Raw genomic sequence first — 14911 nt, forward strand, 5'->3', positions numbered from 1 at the left:
TTAGCTTGCACCAGTCGGGGCGACCGGACGGGTGCGGGTCGTCGGAGCATCCAACTCGGCCTCTTCGCTCGCGGCCGCAGCCGACTCAGTGCCCACAGCCGAGTCAGTGCCCACAGCCGGCTCGATGCGGGCCAGGGCCACCGTGATGTTGTCCTCGCCGCCCTGCTCGTTCGCCCAGGCCACCAGGCCTTGAGCCAGGTCGAGCGGGCCCTGGGTACGCCTGGCGGCTACGGCCCGCACCAGGTGGGCGATCGCCGCCGGATCGGACGCGTAGTTCCACAGCCCATCGGAGCAGACCAGCAGCCAGCCCGCGCCGGTCGCCACGACGCCCGCCAGGGTGGGCCGCACGTCCGGGGCATCACGGCCCAGCCAGCGGGTGATGACGTGGCTGTGCATGCCGGATTCGGCGATCCCGCGCTCGACCCCGGCCGCGATCTGTTCTTGGGCCATCGAGTCGTCGGTGCTCAGCAGCAGCGCCTCGCCCTGGTCGGGAAGCCAGTAGACCCGGGAGTCCCCCAGCGTCGCCGACAACAGTTGTGTCCCGCTCACCAAGCCGATGGCGAGTGTGCAGGACGCTGGGCTGGCCTCGTTCAGGTCGGAGTTGGCCAGCACCGCCTGATTGGCCACCTGCGCGGTCTCGTCCAGCACCATCCGGGTCGCCGACTCGGGGGCCAGATCGGTGAGGTTCCAGTCCCAGTCGGTGCGCCCGGCCAGATGGCCCAGCACCGCCCTGGCCGCGGCCAGGGACGCCCGGTCGGAATCGGTGGACATCGACACGCCGTCGCAAACCGTCAGCACCGCCCGCACACCCGGCTCGGCACTCGCCTCGAGCGCCATGGCGTCCTCGTTGCGTGGATGCCGCAGTCCGCGGTCGCAAACCCCGGCGACCCAGGATGCCGGCCACTCCTCCAGATGATCGCGGCCACTGGGGGCTTTCGCGCCGCACTGCACGCAGTAGCCGTCCCAATCGATGGCGCCCCCGCACTTCGGGCAGCTGCGCAACTCCGGGGTGAATACCCGGCCCATGACCGCGCTCGCAGCCCGGCGCGGCCCGGCAGCCGGTGGCGGTGCGGTTTCGGCAACCGCCGCGTCCGCGGCAGCCTCGGCCGCGGCCCGGGCCGCCAGGTCGGTGTCAGGCTGCCAGTGCTGCGACTCGGTCGAGCCATAGAGCCGGCGGGGTTGGCCGGCGGGCGGCTGCGACCAGCCGTGCGGAGCCGCCGAGGCCTCCGGCGGTTGCGCCCAGCGCCCCGCCGACCCTGCAGCCTCGGGATCAGGAATGTGGTCTTCAGTCACAGCAAGCTCCATCTACGGGTCGAGTCGGCTTGGGTGATGAGGCGTCGGCGTTCGTCGTCGTCGCGGGTCCAGATCGCCAGATCACGGTAGACGCGTTCGAGTTTCGGACGCAGATTGCGCTCGGTGGCCGGTTGCCCGTCGAACATGCCCACCGCCCGGCCGCGGTTGTCATGCAACTGCGCCAGCGCCTTCTCGAGCACCTCGGCCTCGAGTCTGGTGGTGGTGATCTGATCGAGTCTGGCGGCGTGGATGGCCTGCCAGGCCTGGTCCAGCTCGGCCAGCGTGCCCTCGCGCTGCAAGACCAGCTGCGCTTGGGCGGTGCGGGCGTCCGAATAGCCCCGGCTGGTCGGCGGAATGAGGCCGAGCGCATCCAGCGCGCCCTCCCGATCGTCGCGAGCCAACCGGATCCGGGTCATCGCGAACGCTGACGGGGTCACATAGGCGGCGTCGGTGCTGGCGCAGATCGCGAACAATTCCTCGGCCAGCGCGAGCTGCTCGCCGTGCTCGCAGGCCACCGCGAGGGCAAACTTGGGCGCGAGTTCACCGGGCACCTGCGCGTAGACGGTATTGAACGGCGCCTGTGCCTCATGCCAGGCGTGGGTCTGGAAGGCGAGCAGGCCCTGCATCCAGATCGCCCGCCAATCCCACGGGTCGGACTTGAGCAGTTCGCGGACGATCCGGGAGACCGTCTGGCGATCGCCCAGCCCCAGAGCGATCTCGATCTGGGTGAGCATCACCTGCGCGGTGCGTTGCGGGGCACGTTCCAGCGCACCCATCCGCTGCCGCGGATCCTCCAGGGTGATCGACGCGATCCAGCTCGTCATCGGGTCGGCCGGGTCGGGCAGCAGCCTGGGCAGCTGCCGCCAGTCGAAACCTTCGCCGGCGGTCATCGGCGTGCTGAACAGCGTGGACGGCGCCGAGGTCGTCGCAGCGCCCGGGGAACGCCGCGCCACCACCTCGCGCAGCACCCCCATCGCCTGAACCCGCAGGTCTTCGGCGGACTGGAAACGGTCCGCGGGCAGCGGCGCGCAAGCCCGCTGTACCAGCCGGTAGAACGAGTCGTGCTCGGCGAACAGCGGCATCTTGCTGAGCGGCGGCAACGTGTCGACGTATTCGCTCTGATAGCCGCGGAACTCCGAACTCATCACCAGCAGCGCGCGGCCGAGTGTGTAGATGTCGCTGGCCACCGACGGACCGGTCTCGGCGACCTCGGGGGCCTGGTAGCCGACCGTGCCGAAGATCGGGGACGTCTCGTCCGCGATCCGGCGCACCGCGCCCAGATCGATCAACTTGACCGAGTCGCCCACCTGCATGAGGTTGTCGGGTTTGAAATCGCAGTACAGCAGGCCGTCCTCGTGGAGGTAGGTGAATGCCGGCAGGATCTCGATCAGATAGGCGAGCGCCCAGTCGACCGGCAGCGGATCGTAGCTTCCCTTGTTGGCCGCCTTCCGCTCCTTCAACAAGTCGGTGATGGAGCGGCCCGGCACGTACTCCATGACGATGTAGCGGGCGTCGGCGTGCTGGACGAAGTTGTAGATCTCGACGATCAGTGGGTGCTCGACCGCCGCCAGGAACTCCTTCTCCGACTTCGCCGCGGCCGACGCGTCGTCGTCGGATGCGTTCAGTAGTCCCTTCAGCACCACCCAGCGATCGGAGACATTGCGGTCGCGCGCCAGATAGATCCAGCCCATCCCGCCGTAGGCGATGGCGCCGGCCACCTCGTACTGCTGAGCGATCAGCTCGCCGGGTTTGATCACCGGGTAGAAGCTGAACGCGGTGCCGCACTTCTCGCAGGTTCCGACAGCCTTACCGGGCTGACCATCATGGCCGCGCCCGACCGGAGCCCCGCACTTGGGGCAGTTCCGGCGGGCCTCCGGGACGACCGGATCCTTCAGCACGGCCTTGGCGGGATCGATGGACGGGGCGGGTGGAACCGTGGTGACGCCGGCCCCGATCCGGGTGCGGGCGCGGTGGGCGTCGGCCCGCACCGAGGTGCGGACCGCCCCCGGCCCCGCCAGGGCCGAGCCCATCAGCACGGTGCCGAGTTCTGCCGCGGTGGCGGTGGTCGACAAGGTGGTGCCGAGCAGTTTCGGCGTGGCGCTCGGTGGTTTTGCGTCCGGCGGGTTGCCGCAGACATTGCAGTAGCCGTCCACGATCGTGCCGCGGCAGCCGGGCTGGGGACACGGTCCGCCGCGCTGGCCGAGCCGGCCGCTGGAGCCGCTGGACGCCGGAGGCGGCTGCTGCGCCGGCTCATGCGCGGCCGGCTCGGCGTCGGCGGGGCCGGGTGGCTCGGTGCGGATCTGGCCGGGTTGGCTGCCGGCCGCGAACTGCCGCCGGGGGGTGTGGGAGCCGGCCGCAGGCGCCGCCGCGGACGCGGACCCGTTGACACGTGAGGGGGCAGCCGCGCCGGCAGCAGGAGGCATTCCGCAGACGTCGCAGTAACCGTCCACGATCGTCCCGGTGCAGCCGGGCTGACGGCACTTCATCAGTCCACCGTACCGCAGGCGCCGGGCTGACCGGCCAGCCAGCTGAGGTAATAGCGACAGGCGTCCAGCAGCGCGGTGAGGGTCTCGGTGGGCCGCGGCGAACGCTGCATCAGCTGATCGGCGACGGCGAACAGCGCACTCAGCTGTTGATCGGTCAGCTGATGCTGATCGGCCTCCGAGCGCAGCATGATCAACTCGTTCGCGAGCTTCTGCGATCCGCGCAGCGCGTCCGAATAGGCGCGAGAGACGAACTCCATCGCCTGCCCGACCTTCTCGAGCCGCGCGATGTAGGCCTCCAGCTCACCCGGATTCCCGGCCGGAACCGGGCCCAGCGCCGTGACATCGGGCACCGCATATTTGGGCGGGCTGCTGACCGTGGCGACCACCTGGGCGACCAGCTCGTCCAACTGCTGGCTGCGGGCCAGCAGGTCGGCGCGCAACCGTTGCGCGTAGTCGGCGCGCTGGGCGGTCTGTTGCTGGGCCTGGGCATTGGCGCGGCGCTGCACGCCGCCGACGATGAGGTCGCGCTCGAACGTCGCCGCCTCGGCCTCGAGCGGACCGAGCAGCCCGCCGATGTCTCCGCCGCGCCCGGCCTTCTCATTGATCATCGTCAGACGACCTTCGAGTTGGGCCAGCCGGGCCTGGGCGGCGGCGATGGTCTGTGGCGGTTCCAGGCCGACCTGGTCGCGCAGCCGTTCCATGGTGGCCCGAAGATCACGCAGCCGGGCGACGGCCTGAGTGCCCGCCGGATCGAGTTGCAGCCGGCTGCGCAGCTGCCCGCACAGCGCATCCGACATCCGGCAGGCCTCGGGCAACGACAGTCCGCTGGCCGCGGTGCCGCTCCAGGTGTCGTCGTCGAGACGACCCCAGACCAGCGACGACAGTTGCTCGCGTTCCCTGATCGACACACGGCCGCGATCCCAGACCTGCAGCAGCCGGCGGTAACGCGTCTGGATCGACTGCCACAGTTGCAGGCTGAGCGCGATGTCGCGGGTGAGCTCGTCGGCGTGCTCGCTCTCCTGCACGGCGACATCGAGGGCTTCCAGTTCCGATCGGCGGGCCTCCAGCCACTTGTCGAGCGCAATCAGGTACGACCTCAACTGCAGCGGATCGACCGCCTCACCGAGGCGTCCGGGCGCATCGGGCGCGTTGACGGGACTCATCGGTACCTCCGCAGTGATCCGCTCAGGCCGACGGCCGAACTCACGGCCGCGAAGACCATGATCCCGGCGACCAGCACGGCCAGGTTCTCGACCGTCTCGGCGTGCCCGGACAGGTCTGCGTCCACCTCTTGGCCGATGCTCGACGATTGCTCGGTGAGCCAGTCGATCAACCAGTCATAGGGAGCCTGGGCCGAGGCGACCAACTCGGAGCTGGGCGGCTCGGGCGCGGCCATCAGCTGCTCATGGGTGGAGATCATCTGGGTCAGCTGGTCGGCGGCCTGGCTGTCGCCCAACACGCTGAGTGCCTGGTCGGCCCGGCCGGTGGCATCGGAGTAGGTCTGGGCCCCGCTCGCCGGATCCGTGATGCCCAGCAGGATGCGTCCCTCGGCCGCCTTGGCCTCGGTGACGGCGCCGTACGCCTGGGCGACCGCGGTTGCCCGGCTGACTCCGCTGGTCTGCACCGCGCTGATGCTCGCGGCGCTGGTGGTGACGAGCTGCGTGACGATCACACCCGATGCCACCGCGCCCGCAAACGCAAGCACCAGGCCCAGGTTGAAGACGCGCCGGGTGCGCCTGGCAATCACGATACTTGCTGCCGCCAGCAGCAGCAGCGGAACGGCCAACAAGGCGATCAGCCACTGCTGGTTGCCGCCCGAGGATTCCAGGATCGAGGTCTGCTGGGCGATCTGTGCGTCCAGCAGCGGCAGCACATCGTCGGCCAGCTGTTGACTGGCCACCAGCATGTCCGGCTGGCCGCCGGTGTGCATCGCGACAGCCAGTTGAGCGACATAGCGACTCATCGCCGTGTTGATGTCCTGGAGGGACGCCGAGTCGGCGGGACTGGCGGCGGCAGCGGCTATCAGCTCCGCGGCGGCAGAATCGACGAGACCGAGATAACCGGCGTTCGGGCTCTGCCCGTCGGTGGTCATCAGCAGCGCCTGGGTGGACGCCGCCTCGGCGCCGAGCAGATCGCTGCGGACCGTCTCCAGCCTCAGCATCTGCTGGGTGGCCGCATTGACCCGTTCCACCGACTGCCGGTTCTGATCGAGCATCAGCGGCGTGATCACGGCGGCTGCCAGGCACACGATCACCAGGACGACGCGCCACCACGCGATCACCGAGGACGTGGGCATGTTCGTGCCGCTCTTGGCTGGAGCCGGTGCCTGCTGAGTCGGGCTCAGTTGCGCGCCGCGGCGGGCTTTCGGGGCCGCCGGGGCTGCGAAGCCGGTGGTGCCCGGGCGGTTCCACGCGGACGCCGGGGAGTTCGTCATTCGGTCTCCTCCCCCGTCAGGTCGCGCTGATCGGTCTCGGGCTGGACGATCAGTTCGTCGCCCGGCGCCATGACACCGTCTCCGACAACATCCTCGCGCGTCAGCAGTCGAAGCTGCTCCACGGTGGGCTGGGGAATGTCGCGCAACCGCCATGCCTGATGACCGATCGCGGCCTCCAGCACATTGCGGCAGTACCGTCCGTTGCCGAACGTCTCATTGCGAACCTGCTGCGACAGGTCGAAGGTGAAGGCGTCCAGCGCGCCATCGGCCAGATCGTAGTCGGACTTGTCGACCATCTGCACGAAGATCTCGATCAGTTCGTCGTCGGTATAGTTCGCGAACCTGATCTCGGTTCGGAAACGACTTGCCAGGCCGGGGTTCTCGGCAATGAAGGTGGCCATCGGGCCGGGATATCCGGCCACGATCACGACCAGGTCGTTGCGGTTGTCCTCCATCTCCTTGACCAAGGTGTTGATCGATTCCTCGCCGTACTGGTCGCCCGACAGTGCGTAGGCCTCGTCGATGAACAGCACCCCGCCCAGCGCGGAGGCGACCACGTCCGCGGTCTTGGTGGCGGTCTGCCCGAGGTAGCCGGCCACCAGTTCGGAACGGTCGACTTCGACCAGCTGCCCCTTGCTGAGCAGTCCGACCGCCTTGTAGATGCCGGCCACCAGCCGGGCTACCGTCGTCTTGCCGGTGCCCGGGTTGCCGACGAAGACCAAGTGCCGGGTGATGGTGGGAACCTTCAAACCGGCTTCAGCGCGCAACGCCTGCACGTGCAGTATCGCCGCCTGCCGTTTGATCTCGGCCTTGACTTCCTTGAGCCCGATCAGTTCATCGAGTTCGGCGATCAGTTCGTCGACGGTGCGTTCGGGTTCGGCGGGTGTCTCGACGACCGGCTGCGGCCCGGCCGGCAGCGTGGGATCAGGTGCGGTCGCTTCCGGACGACCGTCTGCTGTTCGGGTTTGCGGGTCGGCGCCGGGCAGCCCGCCCGGTGCCGGCAAGCCCGGGATGCCCGCCGGCGCAGGACCGACGCCGGGGCCCTGGTCCAGCAACGGTGACGTCCGCATCTGTTCGATCCTGGCCTGGTTGACCCGCATCTGCTCCAGCACTGATTCGAAGGCCTGATTACCGACCCGGGTGAACTCGTCCATCGCCTTGAGCCGGTCCTGCGAGGTCTGCAGTTTGGCGAGCAGATCGGGATTGAGGCCGCCACCGGCGGCAGCCGGCGTCGCATCCAGCGAATCGAGGGTCACGGGCAGGCTGCCGCCGGGCAGCGCCCGTTGCTGGGCGGCGGAGGCCGACGCGGCCAGACCGGCCACCTGAGGGGTCGGCTGACCGAGTGTGCAGGCGACGGCGATGACCGAGCCGAGCGCAGCAAGGTACTGCTGGGCGGCGGCGACCGAGGTGTTACCCAGTTGGCTCATCAGTGGGGTGGGGCCGGCGCGCCAGCGGCGCCCTCTCGATGCGGCCGCGAAGAACTCCTGGGAGTCGGGTTCTCGTCCGAGTTCAGTAGCCCAATCCAGGTAGGCGCCCACCGAGGGCTCGCAGACCGCAGCAGCCAACTGTTCGCCTTCGGCCAGGGCCTGCTCGGGGTCCAAGCCTGCGGTCTCGGCGACTGCGACCAACTGATCAAGGGCACTGCGCAGCGTCTTGCTCGTCATCATCGCTCCATCGAAGTTCCAGCAGCTCAGCGCGTAGCCTCGCGGTGTCATTCAACCTAGCAGCACCGTGGCAAGGCGCCACCGAGATAGCAGGCCGAGATCATCGGTCAAGCGCTCTGGCTCGGCGCCATCGGTGCTGTTGGTGCCGGGCCGATGCTCTCGCGGGCTATGAACGTCGAGTGCCGTACGACCGGGGCCACGTCTCGATCCGACACATGCAGGATGCGTCCGATCAGCTTTTGTCCGCCGCGATGCGGCCCATTTCTTCGCGGGGCATGAAGATCACAAATCCAGCGGGTTGGTCGACGGCTGGGTCGGCGCATCCAGCCGGGCCGGCCTCATTCGTCCACCGAACTTCGAATCGAGGAAGGCGCCTTGAGCCACCAGCGCGGCCGCGTCCATCCGGTTCGTGGCGTCATACATCCGCGAGATGGTCAGGCTGAGCAGATCGAGCTGGTCGACCAGCAGCAGCAGCGACGACTTCCCGTTGGCGACCGGACGAGTGTCCGCCCAGTCCCGCGGCAGCGCAAGATAGCCGGCCACCGATTCGGGAAGATAGTCGGTGGCCGTCGCGACGACCGTGTAGGCGTCCTGGGAATCAAGACCCAGATTGCCCAGCCGGGGCACAATCGCGCGCACCACGGTGATGATGCGCAGCACTCGCGCGAGCACCGGGGTGGGCGCATGCCCCTCTATCGCCATCCGTTCCGCCTTGACCAGCGCCGCCTCGATGTCCTGAGAGGTCGGGGCCGGCGAGGCCAGCGTTTCGGGGTCGGCAGGTTTCTGTTCCCCCCGAAGCCAGCCGAAGATTCCCATCGTTGCTTCTTTCAGGTCGAGCAGCTCAGCCCAGGTTGTAGTCGGGCACCGACAGCGAGTTGGTGATGGCCGCCCGGTCCTCCGACTGGCGGGCCCGTTCCAGATAGGCGCGCGACTTGGAGACCTCGGTCTCCAGCGTCCCGATCGTCTGGCTCATGGTGTTGAGCGCCTCGATCTTGAAGCTGTCGATCGAATCCATCGTCTGGTAGATGTTCGCGAACGCCTTCTGCAGCGACTCAATGGAGATCGTCGAGCTGGCCGCCTGCTGCTGGATGGTGACCGAGTTCGACTTGAGCATCTCGCTGGTCCGTTCGATCAGCCCCGAGGTGGTGGCATTCAGCGCGGTGATCTGGTCGAGCACCAGCTTCTGGTTGCCGAGTGCCTGCGCGGTGATGACGGCGGTGCGCAACGCGGAGACGGTCGTCGTGGACGCCCGGTCGACGCCCTTGATCAGCTCCATGTTGTTCTTGATGATCACGTCGATGGCCAGGTACCCCTGGATCGACACCGCCAACTGGGTGAGCAGATCCTGGTGCTTCTGGCGGACGTAGAAGAGCACGTCCTTGTTGAGGGCGTCCGCCTTCATCGGGTCGGTGACCTGCAATTCGGCGATGGACGCCGACAGTTGGGTGTCGAGCCGCTCGGCCAGGTAGATGTACTGGTTGAGCCGGTTCATGGTGTCCCACAGCTGCTGCTTTTCCATGTTGAGGCTGACATTGTCCTTGGTCAGCTCATCCTGGCCGGAGCGCAACGCATGCAGAATCGCATTCAGGTGCTGCTGGCTGGACTGGTACTTGCGGAAGTAATCCTGGATCTTGTCGCCGAACGGGATCACGCCGAGGAACTTCTTCTGCTTGCTCACCTCCGACGGGTCCAGGCCCTCCACCGTCTTGCGGAGCTCGATCAACGTGGCGGAGACCTTGGAGACGTCGCTGAGCCCGCCGGTCTTCATCTCGTTGATCGGTGTGTCGAGCAGCCGGTTGCTCATCTCGGCGGCACGCCGGATGTCGGCGTCACCCATGCTGCGCACGGCGTCGGCCTGGGCACTGAACTCGGGGCTGCTGGCCTGCTCCGCCATGATCGCACCCATGAACTGGTTGACCTTGGCATCCAGCACGGGACGCTGCTCGGCGGTCACCGGCGGGGCCATCTGCGGGGCCTGGGTGGCCTGCACCACTGGCGGCGGCGCCGGAGCTTCGAGCGTCAGCGCGGCTGCCGATGGGGGCGGTGACAGAGGCTGTACCGCTGCATGCTGGTTCTGCGGTGCTGGGCCCTGCGGATACGCCGGGGTCTGGCTCATCTGGATTCCTCTCCGGTGCGGCTGACTCTGCAGTCGAGGTTACCCGGGTTCGGGCCGCTGTCAGTCGATCGGGTAACCCTCGACCGGGCCTTTGGTGGCCGGGATCCAGCCGAGTGCAGGGGCCACGTACTCGGCGAAGTTGCGCAGAATCGCCAGATTCGGCTCGACTCCCAGCGTGTTCGGGATGGTCAGCATCAAGGTATCGGCTGCCTCGATCGCCGGGTCGGCCTTCAGCTGCTCGATCAACACATCGGGTTCGGCGGCGTAGCTGCGTCCGAAGGTGGCATTGCCGCCATCGAGATAACCGACCTCATCCGACGAGGTGGCCTGCAGTCCGAAGAGCTGCCGGTCGCGGTCACTGACCAGCGGGAAAATCGATCGGGAAACCGAAACGCGGGGCGTCCAGTCGTGGCCGGCCTGTTTCCACGCGGCGCGATAGCGGGCGATCTGGTCGGCCTGCAATTCACCCAGTGACGACCCATCCGACTCCGAGACCAGGGTCGAACTCATCAGATTGACACCGTCACGGGCTGCCTGTTCGGCGGTCTTCCTGGTGCCCGAGCCCCACCAGATGCGCTTGCGCAAGCCCGGCGACTGCGGGAAGACCGGCAGTGCGATGCCCGGCTGATACATCCGGGGGTACTGCTCGTCCAACGCGGCGGCGCGGGCAACACCCCGGCCCTCGACCGCCGCCAGCAAGATCTCGAACTTGCTGCGCGCCATATCGGCACCGTTGGGCGCCTCCGATTGATATCCGAACGCTTTCCAGCCCTGCTCCGCCGGTTCGGGAGATCCTCTCGAGACGCCGAGTGCGACGCGGCCATTGGCGAGCAGATCCAGCGCCGCAGCCTCTTCGGCCAGGTAGAGCGGATTCTCGTAGCGCAGATCAATGACCCCGGTGCCCACCTCGATGTGTTTGGTCACCGCGGCGATCGCACCAAGCAGCGGCATCGGCGAAGCACCCTGAGGGGCGAAGTGATGGACGCGGAAGTAGGCACCATTGACACCGAACTCGTCGGCGAACCGGGCCAGTTCGAGCGCTTGACGCAACACGGTGCGAGCGTCGGGCCCTTGCTGACCGGGAATTGCGTAGTGGCCGAAACTGAGGAATCCAAAGGCCTTCATGTTTGCAGCATAGAAGTGCGCGCCAATGCGCGAGGGCCGCTGATGGCAACCGGGCAGCCCGTGAGCACAAGATATTGTGGTCTCCGGCGTAAACTGGCCGATGCGCGGTGTGGCCGGACCCCCGATGGGTTCGGCTTTTTCATGTGCCGCCGGTCGTGCACCATTCAGGAGCCCCATGCCAAGTCGTTCAGATCTGCGCAATGTCGCCATCGTCGCCCACGTCGATCACGGAAAGACCACCCTTGTGGATGCCATGCTGTGGCAGTCCGGGGCCTTCCGGGAGGGCGCCGATGTCGAGAAGCGGGTAATGGACTCGATGGATCTTGAGCGCGAAAAAGGCATCACGATCCTCGCCAAGAACACCGCAGTCCGCCACGTCATGGAAGACGACGGCTCCTCGTTGCTCATCAACATCATCGACACTCCCGGCCACGCCGACTTCGGCGGCGAGGTCGAGCGGGGTCTCGAGATGGTCGACGGAGTGGTGTTGCTGGTGGACGCGTCGGAGGGCCCGCTGCCGCAGACCCGTTTCGTGCTCCGCAAGGCGCTGGCCAAGAAGCTGCCGATCATCTTGGTGATCAACAAGGTGGATCGTCCGGACGCCCGGATCGCCGAAGTGGTGGAGGAGACCTACGATCTATTCCTCGACCTGCTGGAGGACGACGAGGCCGAGGTTCTCGACTTCCCGATCATCTACGCGTCCGCGAAAGCCGGACGAGCATCGCTGACGCCTCCGGCGGACGGCGAGCTGCCCGAGGACAAGACGCTGGAGAAGTTGTTCGAGACGATCCGCGACTACATCCCGGCCCCCACCTATACCGAGGGCGCCCCGCTGCAGGCGCATGTCACGAACCTCGACTCGTCCCCCTATCTCGGACGACTGGCGCTGTGCCGGATCGTCGAGGGCACCATCAAGCGTGGCCAGACCGTGGCCTGGTGCCGCCGCGACGGGTCGATCTCCAATGTGAAACTGTCCGAACTGCTGATGACCCGGGCGCTGGACCGTGAACCGGTCGATCAGGCAGGCCCCGGCGACATCATCGCCGTCGCCGGCATCCCCGAGATCACCATCGGCGAGACGCTCACCGATCCCGATGATCCGCGGCCGCTGCCGCTGATTCATGTGGACGAGCCGTCGATCTCGATGACCATCGGTATCAATACCTCGCCGCTGGCGGGCCGGTCGGGCAAGAACGTGACCGCGCGACTGCTGAAGAACCGCCTCGATCAGGAGCTGATCGGCAATGTGTCGATCAAGCTGCTGCCCACCGAGCGCCCCGACACCTGGGAGGTCCAGGGCCGCGGCGAGTTGCAGCTGGCCGTGCTGGTCGAGATGATGCGCCGCGAGAGTTTCGAGTTGACCGTCGGCAAGCCCGAGGTGGTCACCCGCGAGATCGACGGCAAGGTGCAGGAGCCGACCGAACGGCTCACGGTGGATGTGCCCGAGGAGCACCTGGGTACGGTCACCGAGCTGATGGGCACCCGCAAGGGCATGCTCGAGCAGATGACCAACCACGGCACCGGCTGGGTGCGGATGGAGTACGTGGTGCCCTCCCGCGGACTGCTGGGTTTCCGCACCGAGTTCCTGACCGCAACCCGCGGCACCGGCATCATGAACCACGTCTTCGAGGGCTACATGCCCTGGGCGGGCACGATGCGCATCCGGCCGACTGGATCGCTGGTCTCCGACCGCGCCGGTGTCGTGTCGAGCTACGCGCTGTTCAACCTGCAAGAACGCGGGACATTGTTCGTCTCACCGGGTGATGAGACCTACGAGGGCATGGTCGTCGGCGAGAACGCGCGTCCCGACGACATGGATGTCAACCCCACCAAGGAGAAGCACCTCACCAATGTGCGCTCCTCGACAGGCGACGAACTGGAACGGCTGATCCCACCGCGCAAGATGAGCCTGGAACAGTCGCTGGAGTACTGCGCGCCCGACGAGTGCCTGGAGGTCACCCCGGCGATCGTCCGGATCCGCAAGGTCGAGCTCGCCGCGCACGCCCGGGCCAAGGCGCGTACCCGCGCGAAGACCGCGGCGAACAACTGACGCACAGCGCGCCGCGCCCGGCCGATCCGGGTGCGGCGCCGGGTCTGCTGCCGGCTACCGGATCGGGGCGATGCCCGGTCCGCGGGCAGAACTGAACACGCGAACCGGGCTCACAGCTTCGGACGGAAATGCTCCCCCACCTCGGGGTCGACCAGCGCTTCTTGGGCCGCCGCGATGCCGCCGACGTCCAGGGTTGCGTCCACCGGAACCGAACGCTTCACCAGCCCAAGCCCCAGCGGGCCCAGTTCATGGTGCTGAGCCACCGTGCCGACGCGACCAACAACGCGATCGCCCAGACTGATCGGGGCTCCCGGCTGCGGCAGGTCGCCGTCGAAGAGCAGTCGGATCAGACGGCGCGGCGGGCGGCCCAGGGTGTGCACCCGTGCCACCGTCTCCTGGCCCGGATAGCATCCCTTGTCAAGAGCTGTTCCGTAGAGACCGAGCTCGTTCGGCAGGGTCTTCTCATCGGTATCCAGACCGATCCGCGGCACACCTTCGGCGATCCGCGTGGCCTCATGGGCCCACTGCCCCACCTCGGCCGTCGCGCCGACCTCGACACCGGCAGGCAGCAGCACCTGGACGCCACCGGCCACGGCACCCGGACGAGCGACCACGACCTCATCGGGCAGCGCGACGTCGCGTCCGAGCCACCACAGGCGCAGGTCGTCGCGGACCGCCAGATCGACCGGCGTCCAGAACTTCATCGACTCCAGCCAGGCGAGCAACGCATCGCGACCTCCGGGTTCGGTCCAGCACCAGGCCACCGAACCGTCGTCGACCAACCCGAACCCGTGGATGATCTGGCCGGTCGGCGAAAGCACCAGGGCATCGGCGCCCTCGCCCGGCTGCAGCGAGCCGAGCGCCTGGGAAGTCAAGGAGTGCAGCCAGCTCAGCCGTTCGTCGCCGGTCACCGAGAAGACCTCCCGGCTCGCCAGCTGGACCGCGCCCTGCCCGGCGATCATCGAGCGCTGTTCGCTCAGGGGCTGGCCGAAATGCCAGGCCATCCCCGCATCCGGTCCCTCGTCGAGTTCGATGCCAGTCATGCGCGGGTCAGCCTTGCCCACATGTACGGCTGCAGGTCGACCTCGGTGGTGGCCCGATCGAGGGTCCACAGCAGGTCGCCCTCGACGTTGCCGTAGAGTCTGCGGCCGCCGGTGTAGTTGAGCTCGGACGTCGTGGTGCGTGCCACGACATCAGTAGTCAGCTCGATCTTCGCACCCTGCACAGTGCCGGCCCAGACCTCGGCCCAGCCCTCCGGATTGGCCAGCACGACCTCCACTTCGCCGATCCCGGCCGGACGCCAGAACCCGCCCTCCATCGTCAGCGGCTCATCGGGTTGTCCGTCGGCATCCAGCGTCCAGGTCTGCGAGAGGTAATGCAGATACGGCCCGCGATTGGTGGCGAAGTCGATCTGCTGGCCGAACTCGAAATCGCCCATGCCGGGCCAGCTGCCATGCCCGTTGCCCTGCCAGCGGCCGATCATCCATGCCAGCGGCATCAATGCCTGATTGAGGTCGGGATCAACTTCGAAGGCCACGTCTGCTCCTGACTCTGGTTCCGGGCCCCGGCAGAAGACCGGCTGCCCGCAGCGCCTGCCACAGCCCGACGAGCGCTCCCAGTCCGATGAGGACGGTCACGACGACGAGCACGATCAAGGTGAACAGGGCCACCCCGCAAGTCTAGTTGGCCGCCGGACGCCCGTTTGGGCACAGTTTCGGCCGGCCCGGGTTCCCTGCTATTCCT

At 67.6% G+C, this 14911-nt stretch carries 12 protein-coding genes; 1 reads left to right on the plus strand and 11 read right to left on the minus strand.

The window, feature by feature from the left end; all coding sequences use genetic code 11:
• The 8 genes from QUE25_RS04030 to QUE25_RS04065 all read right to left on the minus strand — a co-directional run bounded on the left by QUE25_RS04030 (position 1) and on the right by QUE25_RS04065 (position 11118).
• Positions 1–1293, minus strand: a complete 1293-nt coding sequence (locus QUE25_RS04030; RefSeq protein ID WP_286267804.1) for a PP2C family protein-serine/threonine phosphatase — start codon at positions 1291–1293, stop codon at positions 1–3.
• A complete protein-coding gene (locus QUE25_RS04035) occupies positions 1290–3779 on the minus strand; it encodes a serine/threonine-protein kinase (RefSeq protein ID WP_286267807.1) in 2490 nt (829 codons plus the stop codon). Before QUE25_RS04035 ends, QUE25_RS04030 begins: the two co-directional genes overlap by 4 nt.
• Complete coding sequence (locus QUE25_RS04040) at positions 3779–4942, minus strand: hypothetical protein (RefSeq protein WP_286267810.1); 1164 nt, start codon at positions 4940–4942, stop codon at positions 3779–3781. Before QUE25_RS04040 ends, QUE25_RS04035 begins: the two co-directional genes overlap by 1 nt.
• Positions 4939–6213, minus strand: a complete 1275-nt coding sequence (locus QUE25_RS04045) for a hypothetical protein (protein ID WP_286267812.1) — start codon at positions 6211–6213, stop codon at positions 4939–4941. Before QUE25_RS04045 ends, QUE25_RS04040 begins: the two co-directional genes overlap by 4 nt.
• A complete protein-coding gene (locus QUE25_RS04050; protein ID WP_286267813.1) occupies positions 6210–7877 on the minus strand; it encodes an AAA family ATPase in 1668 nt (555 codons plus the stop codon). Before QUE25_RS04050 ends, QUE25_RS04045 begins: the two co-directional genes overlap by 4 nt.
• A gap of 282 nt (positions 7878–8159) precedes the next feature.
• Positions 8160–8693, minus strand: coding sequence for a hypothetical protein (locus QUE25_RS04055; RefSeq protein ID WP_286267815.1), 534 nt, complete (start codon positions 8691–8693; stop codon positions 8160–8162).
• 25 nt (positions 8694–8718) lie between these two features.
• Positions 8719–9993 carry a toxic anion resistance protein gene (locus tag QUE25_RS04060; RefSeq protein WP_286267817.1) on the minus strand — a complete coding sequence of 425 codons (1275 nt, stop codon included), beginning with the start codon at positions 9991–9993 and terminating at the stop codon, positions 8719–8721.
• Positions 9994–10053: 60 nt separating this feature from the next.
• Positions 10054–11118 carry an LLM class flavin-dependent oxidoreductase gene (locus QUE25_RS04065; RefSeq protein ID WP_286267819.1) on the minus strand — a complete coding sequence of 355 codons (1065 nt, stop codon included), beginning with the start codon at positions 11116–11118 and terminating at the stop codon, positions 10054–10056.
• A 175-nt stretch (positions 11119–11293) separates the two neighbouring features.
• Here QUE25_RS04065 and typA point away from each other — a divergent pair, with 175 nt between their 5' ends.
• The gene (typA, locus tag QUE25_RS04070; RefSeq protein ID WP_286267821.1) at positions 11294–13168 is read left to right on the plus strand and encodes a translational GTPase TypA; all 1875 of its coding nucleotides are present in this window, start codon (positions 11294–11296) and stop codon (positions 13166–13168) included.
• A 110-nt stretch (positions 13169–13278) separates the two neighbouring features.
• Here the strand turns inward: typA and ygfZ are convergent, their stop codons facing one another.
• From ygfZ to QUE25_RS04085, 3 genes are read right to left on the minus strand one after another with little or no spacing between them, the layout of a single operon-like run.
• Positions 13279–14211, minus strand: a complete 933-nt coding sequence (gene ygfZ, locus QUE25_RS04075; RefSeq protein ID WP_286267824.1) for a CAF17-like 4Fe-4S cluster assembly/insertion protein YgfZ — start codon at positions 14209–14211, stop codon at positions 13279–13281.
• Positions 14208–14666 (minus strand): heme-binding beta-barrel domain-containing protein, encoded by a 459-nt coding sequence (locus QUE25_RS04080; RefSeq protein ID WP_425332757.1) that lies wholly within the window; start codon positions 14664–14666, stop codon positions 14208–14210. Before QUE25_RS04080 ends, ygfZ begins: the two co-directional genes overlap by 4 nt.
• A 22-nt stretch (positions 14667–14688) precedes the next feature.
• A complete protein-coding gene (locus QUE25_RS04085) occupies positions 14689–14838 on the minus strand; it encodes a hypothetical protein (protein ID WP_286267828.1) in 150 nt (49 codons plus the stop codon).
• Between the last annotated feature and the right edge of the window lie 73 nt (positions 14839–14911).

The organism is Brooklawnia propionicigenes, from assembly GCF_030297015.1.
GTDB classification, from domain to species: domain Bacteria; phylum Actinomycetota; class Actinomycetes; order Propionibacteriales; family Propionibacteriaceae; genus Brooklawnia; species Brooklawnia propionicigenes.

What these genes read in the sequence shown, in the direction of transcription:
- QUE25_RS04055 (WP_286267815.1), bottom strand. Translation starts at nt 8,693, where the DNA reads ATGGGAATCTTCGGCTGGCTTCGGGGGGAACAGAAACCTGCCGACCCC.
- QUE25_RS04080 (WP_425332757.1), bottom strand. Translation starts at nt 14,666, where the DNA reads ATGCCGCTGGCATGGATGATCGGCCGCTGGCAGGGCAACGGGCATGGC.
- QUE25_RS04050 (WP_286267813.1), bottom strand. Translation starts at nt 7,877, where the DNA reads ATGACGAGCAAGACGCTGCGCAGTGCCCTTGATCAGTTGGTCGCAGTC.
- ygfZ (WP_286267824.1), bottom strand. Translation starts at nt 14,211, where the DNA reads ATGACTGGCATCGAACTCGACGAGGGACCGGATGCGGGGATGGCCTGG.
- QUE25_RS04045 (WP_286267812.1), bottom strand. Translation starts at nt 6,213, where the DNA reads ATGACGAACTCCCCGGCGTCCGCGTGGAACCGCCCGGGCACCACCGGC.
- typA (WP_286267821.1), top strand. Translation starts at nt 11,294, where the DNA reads ATGCCAAGTCGTTCAGATCTGCGCAATGTCGCCATCGTCGCCCACGTC.
- QUE25_RS04035 (WP_286267807.1), bottom strand. Translation starts at nt 3,779, where the DNA reads ATGAAGTGCCGTCAGCCCGGCTGCACCGGGACGATCGTGGACGGTTAC.
- QUE25_RS04060 (WP_286267817.1), bottom strand. Translation starts at nt 9,993, where the DNA reads ATGAGCCAGACCCCGGCGTATCCGCAGGGCCCAGCACCGCAGAACCAG.
- QUE25_RS04040 (WP_286267810.1), bottom strand. Translation starts at nt 4,942, where the DNA reads ATGAGTCCCGTCAACGCGCCCGATGCGCCCGGACGCCTCGGTGAGGCG.
- QUE25_RS04065 (WP_286267819.1), bottom strand. Translation starts at nt 11,118, where the DNA reads ATGAAGGCCTTTGGATTCCTCAGTTTCGGCCACTACGCAATTCCCGGT.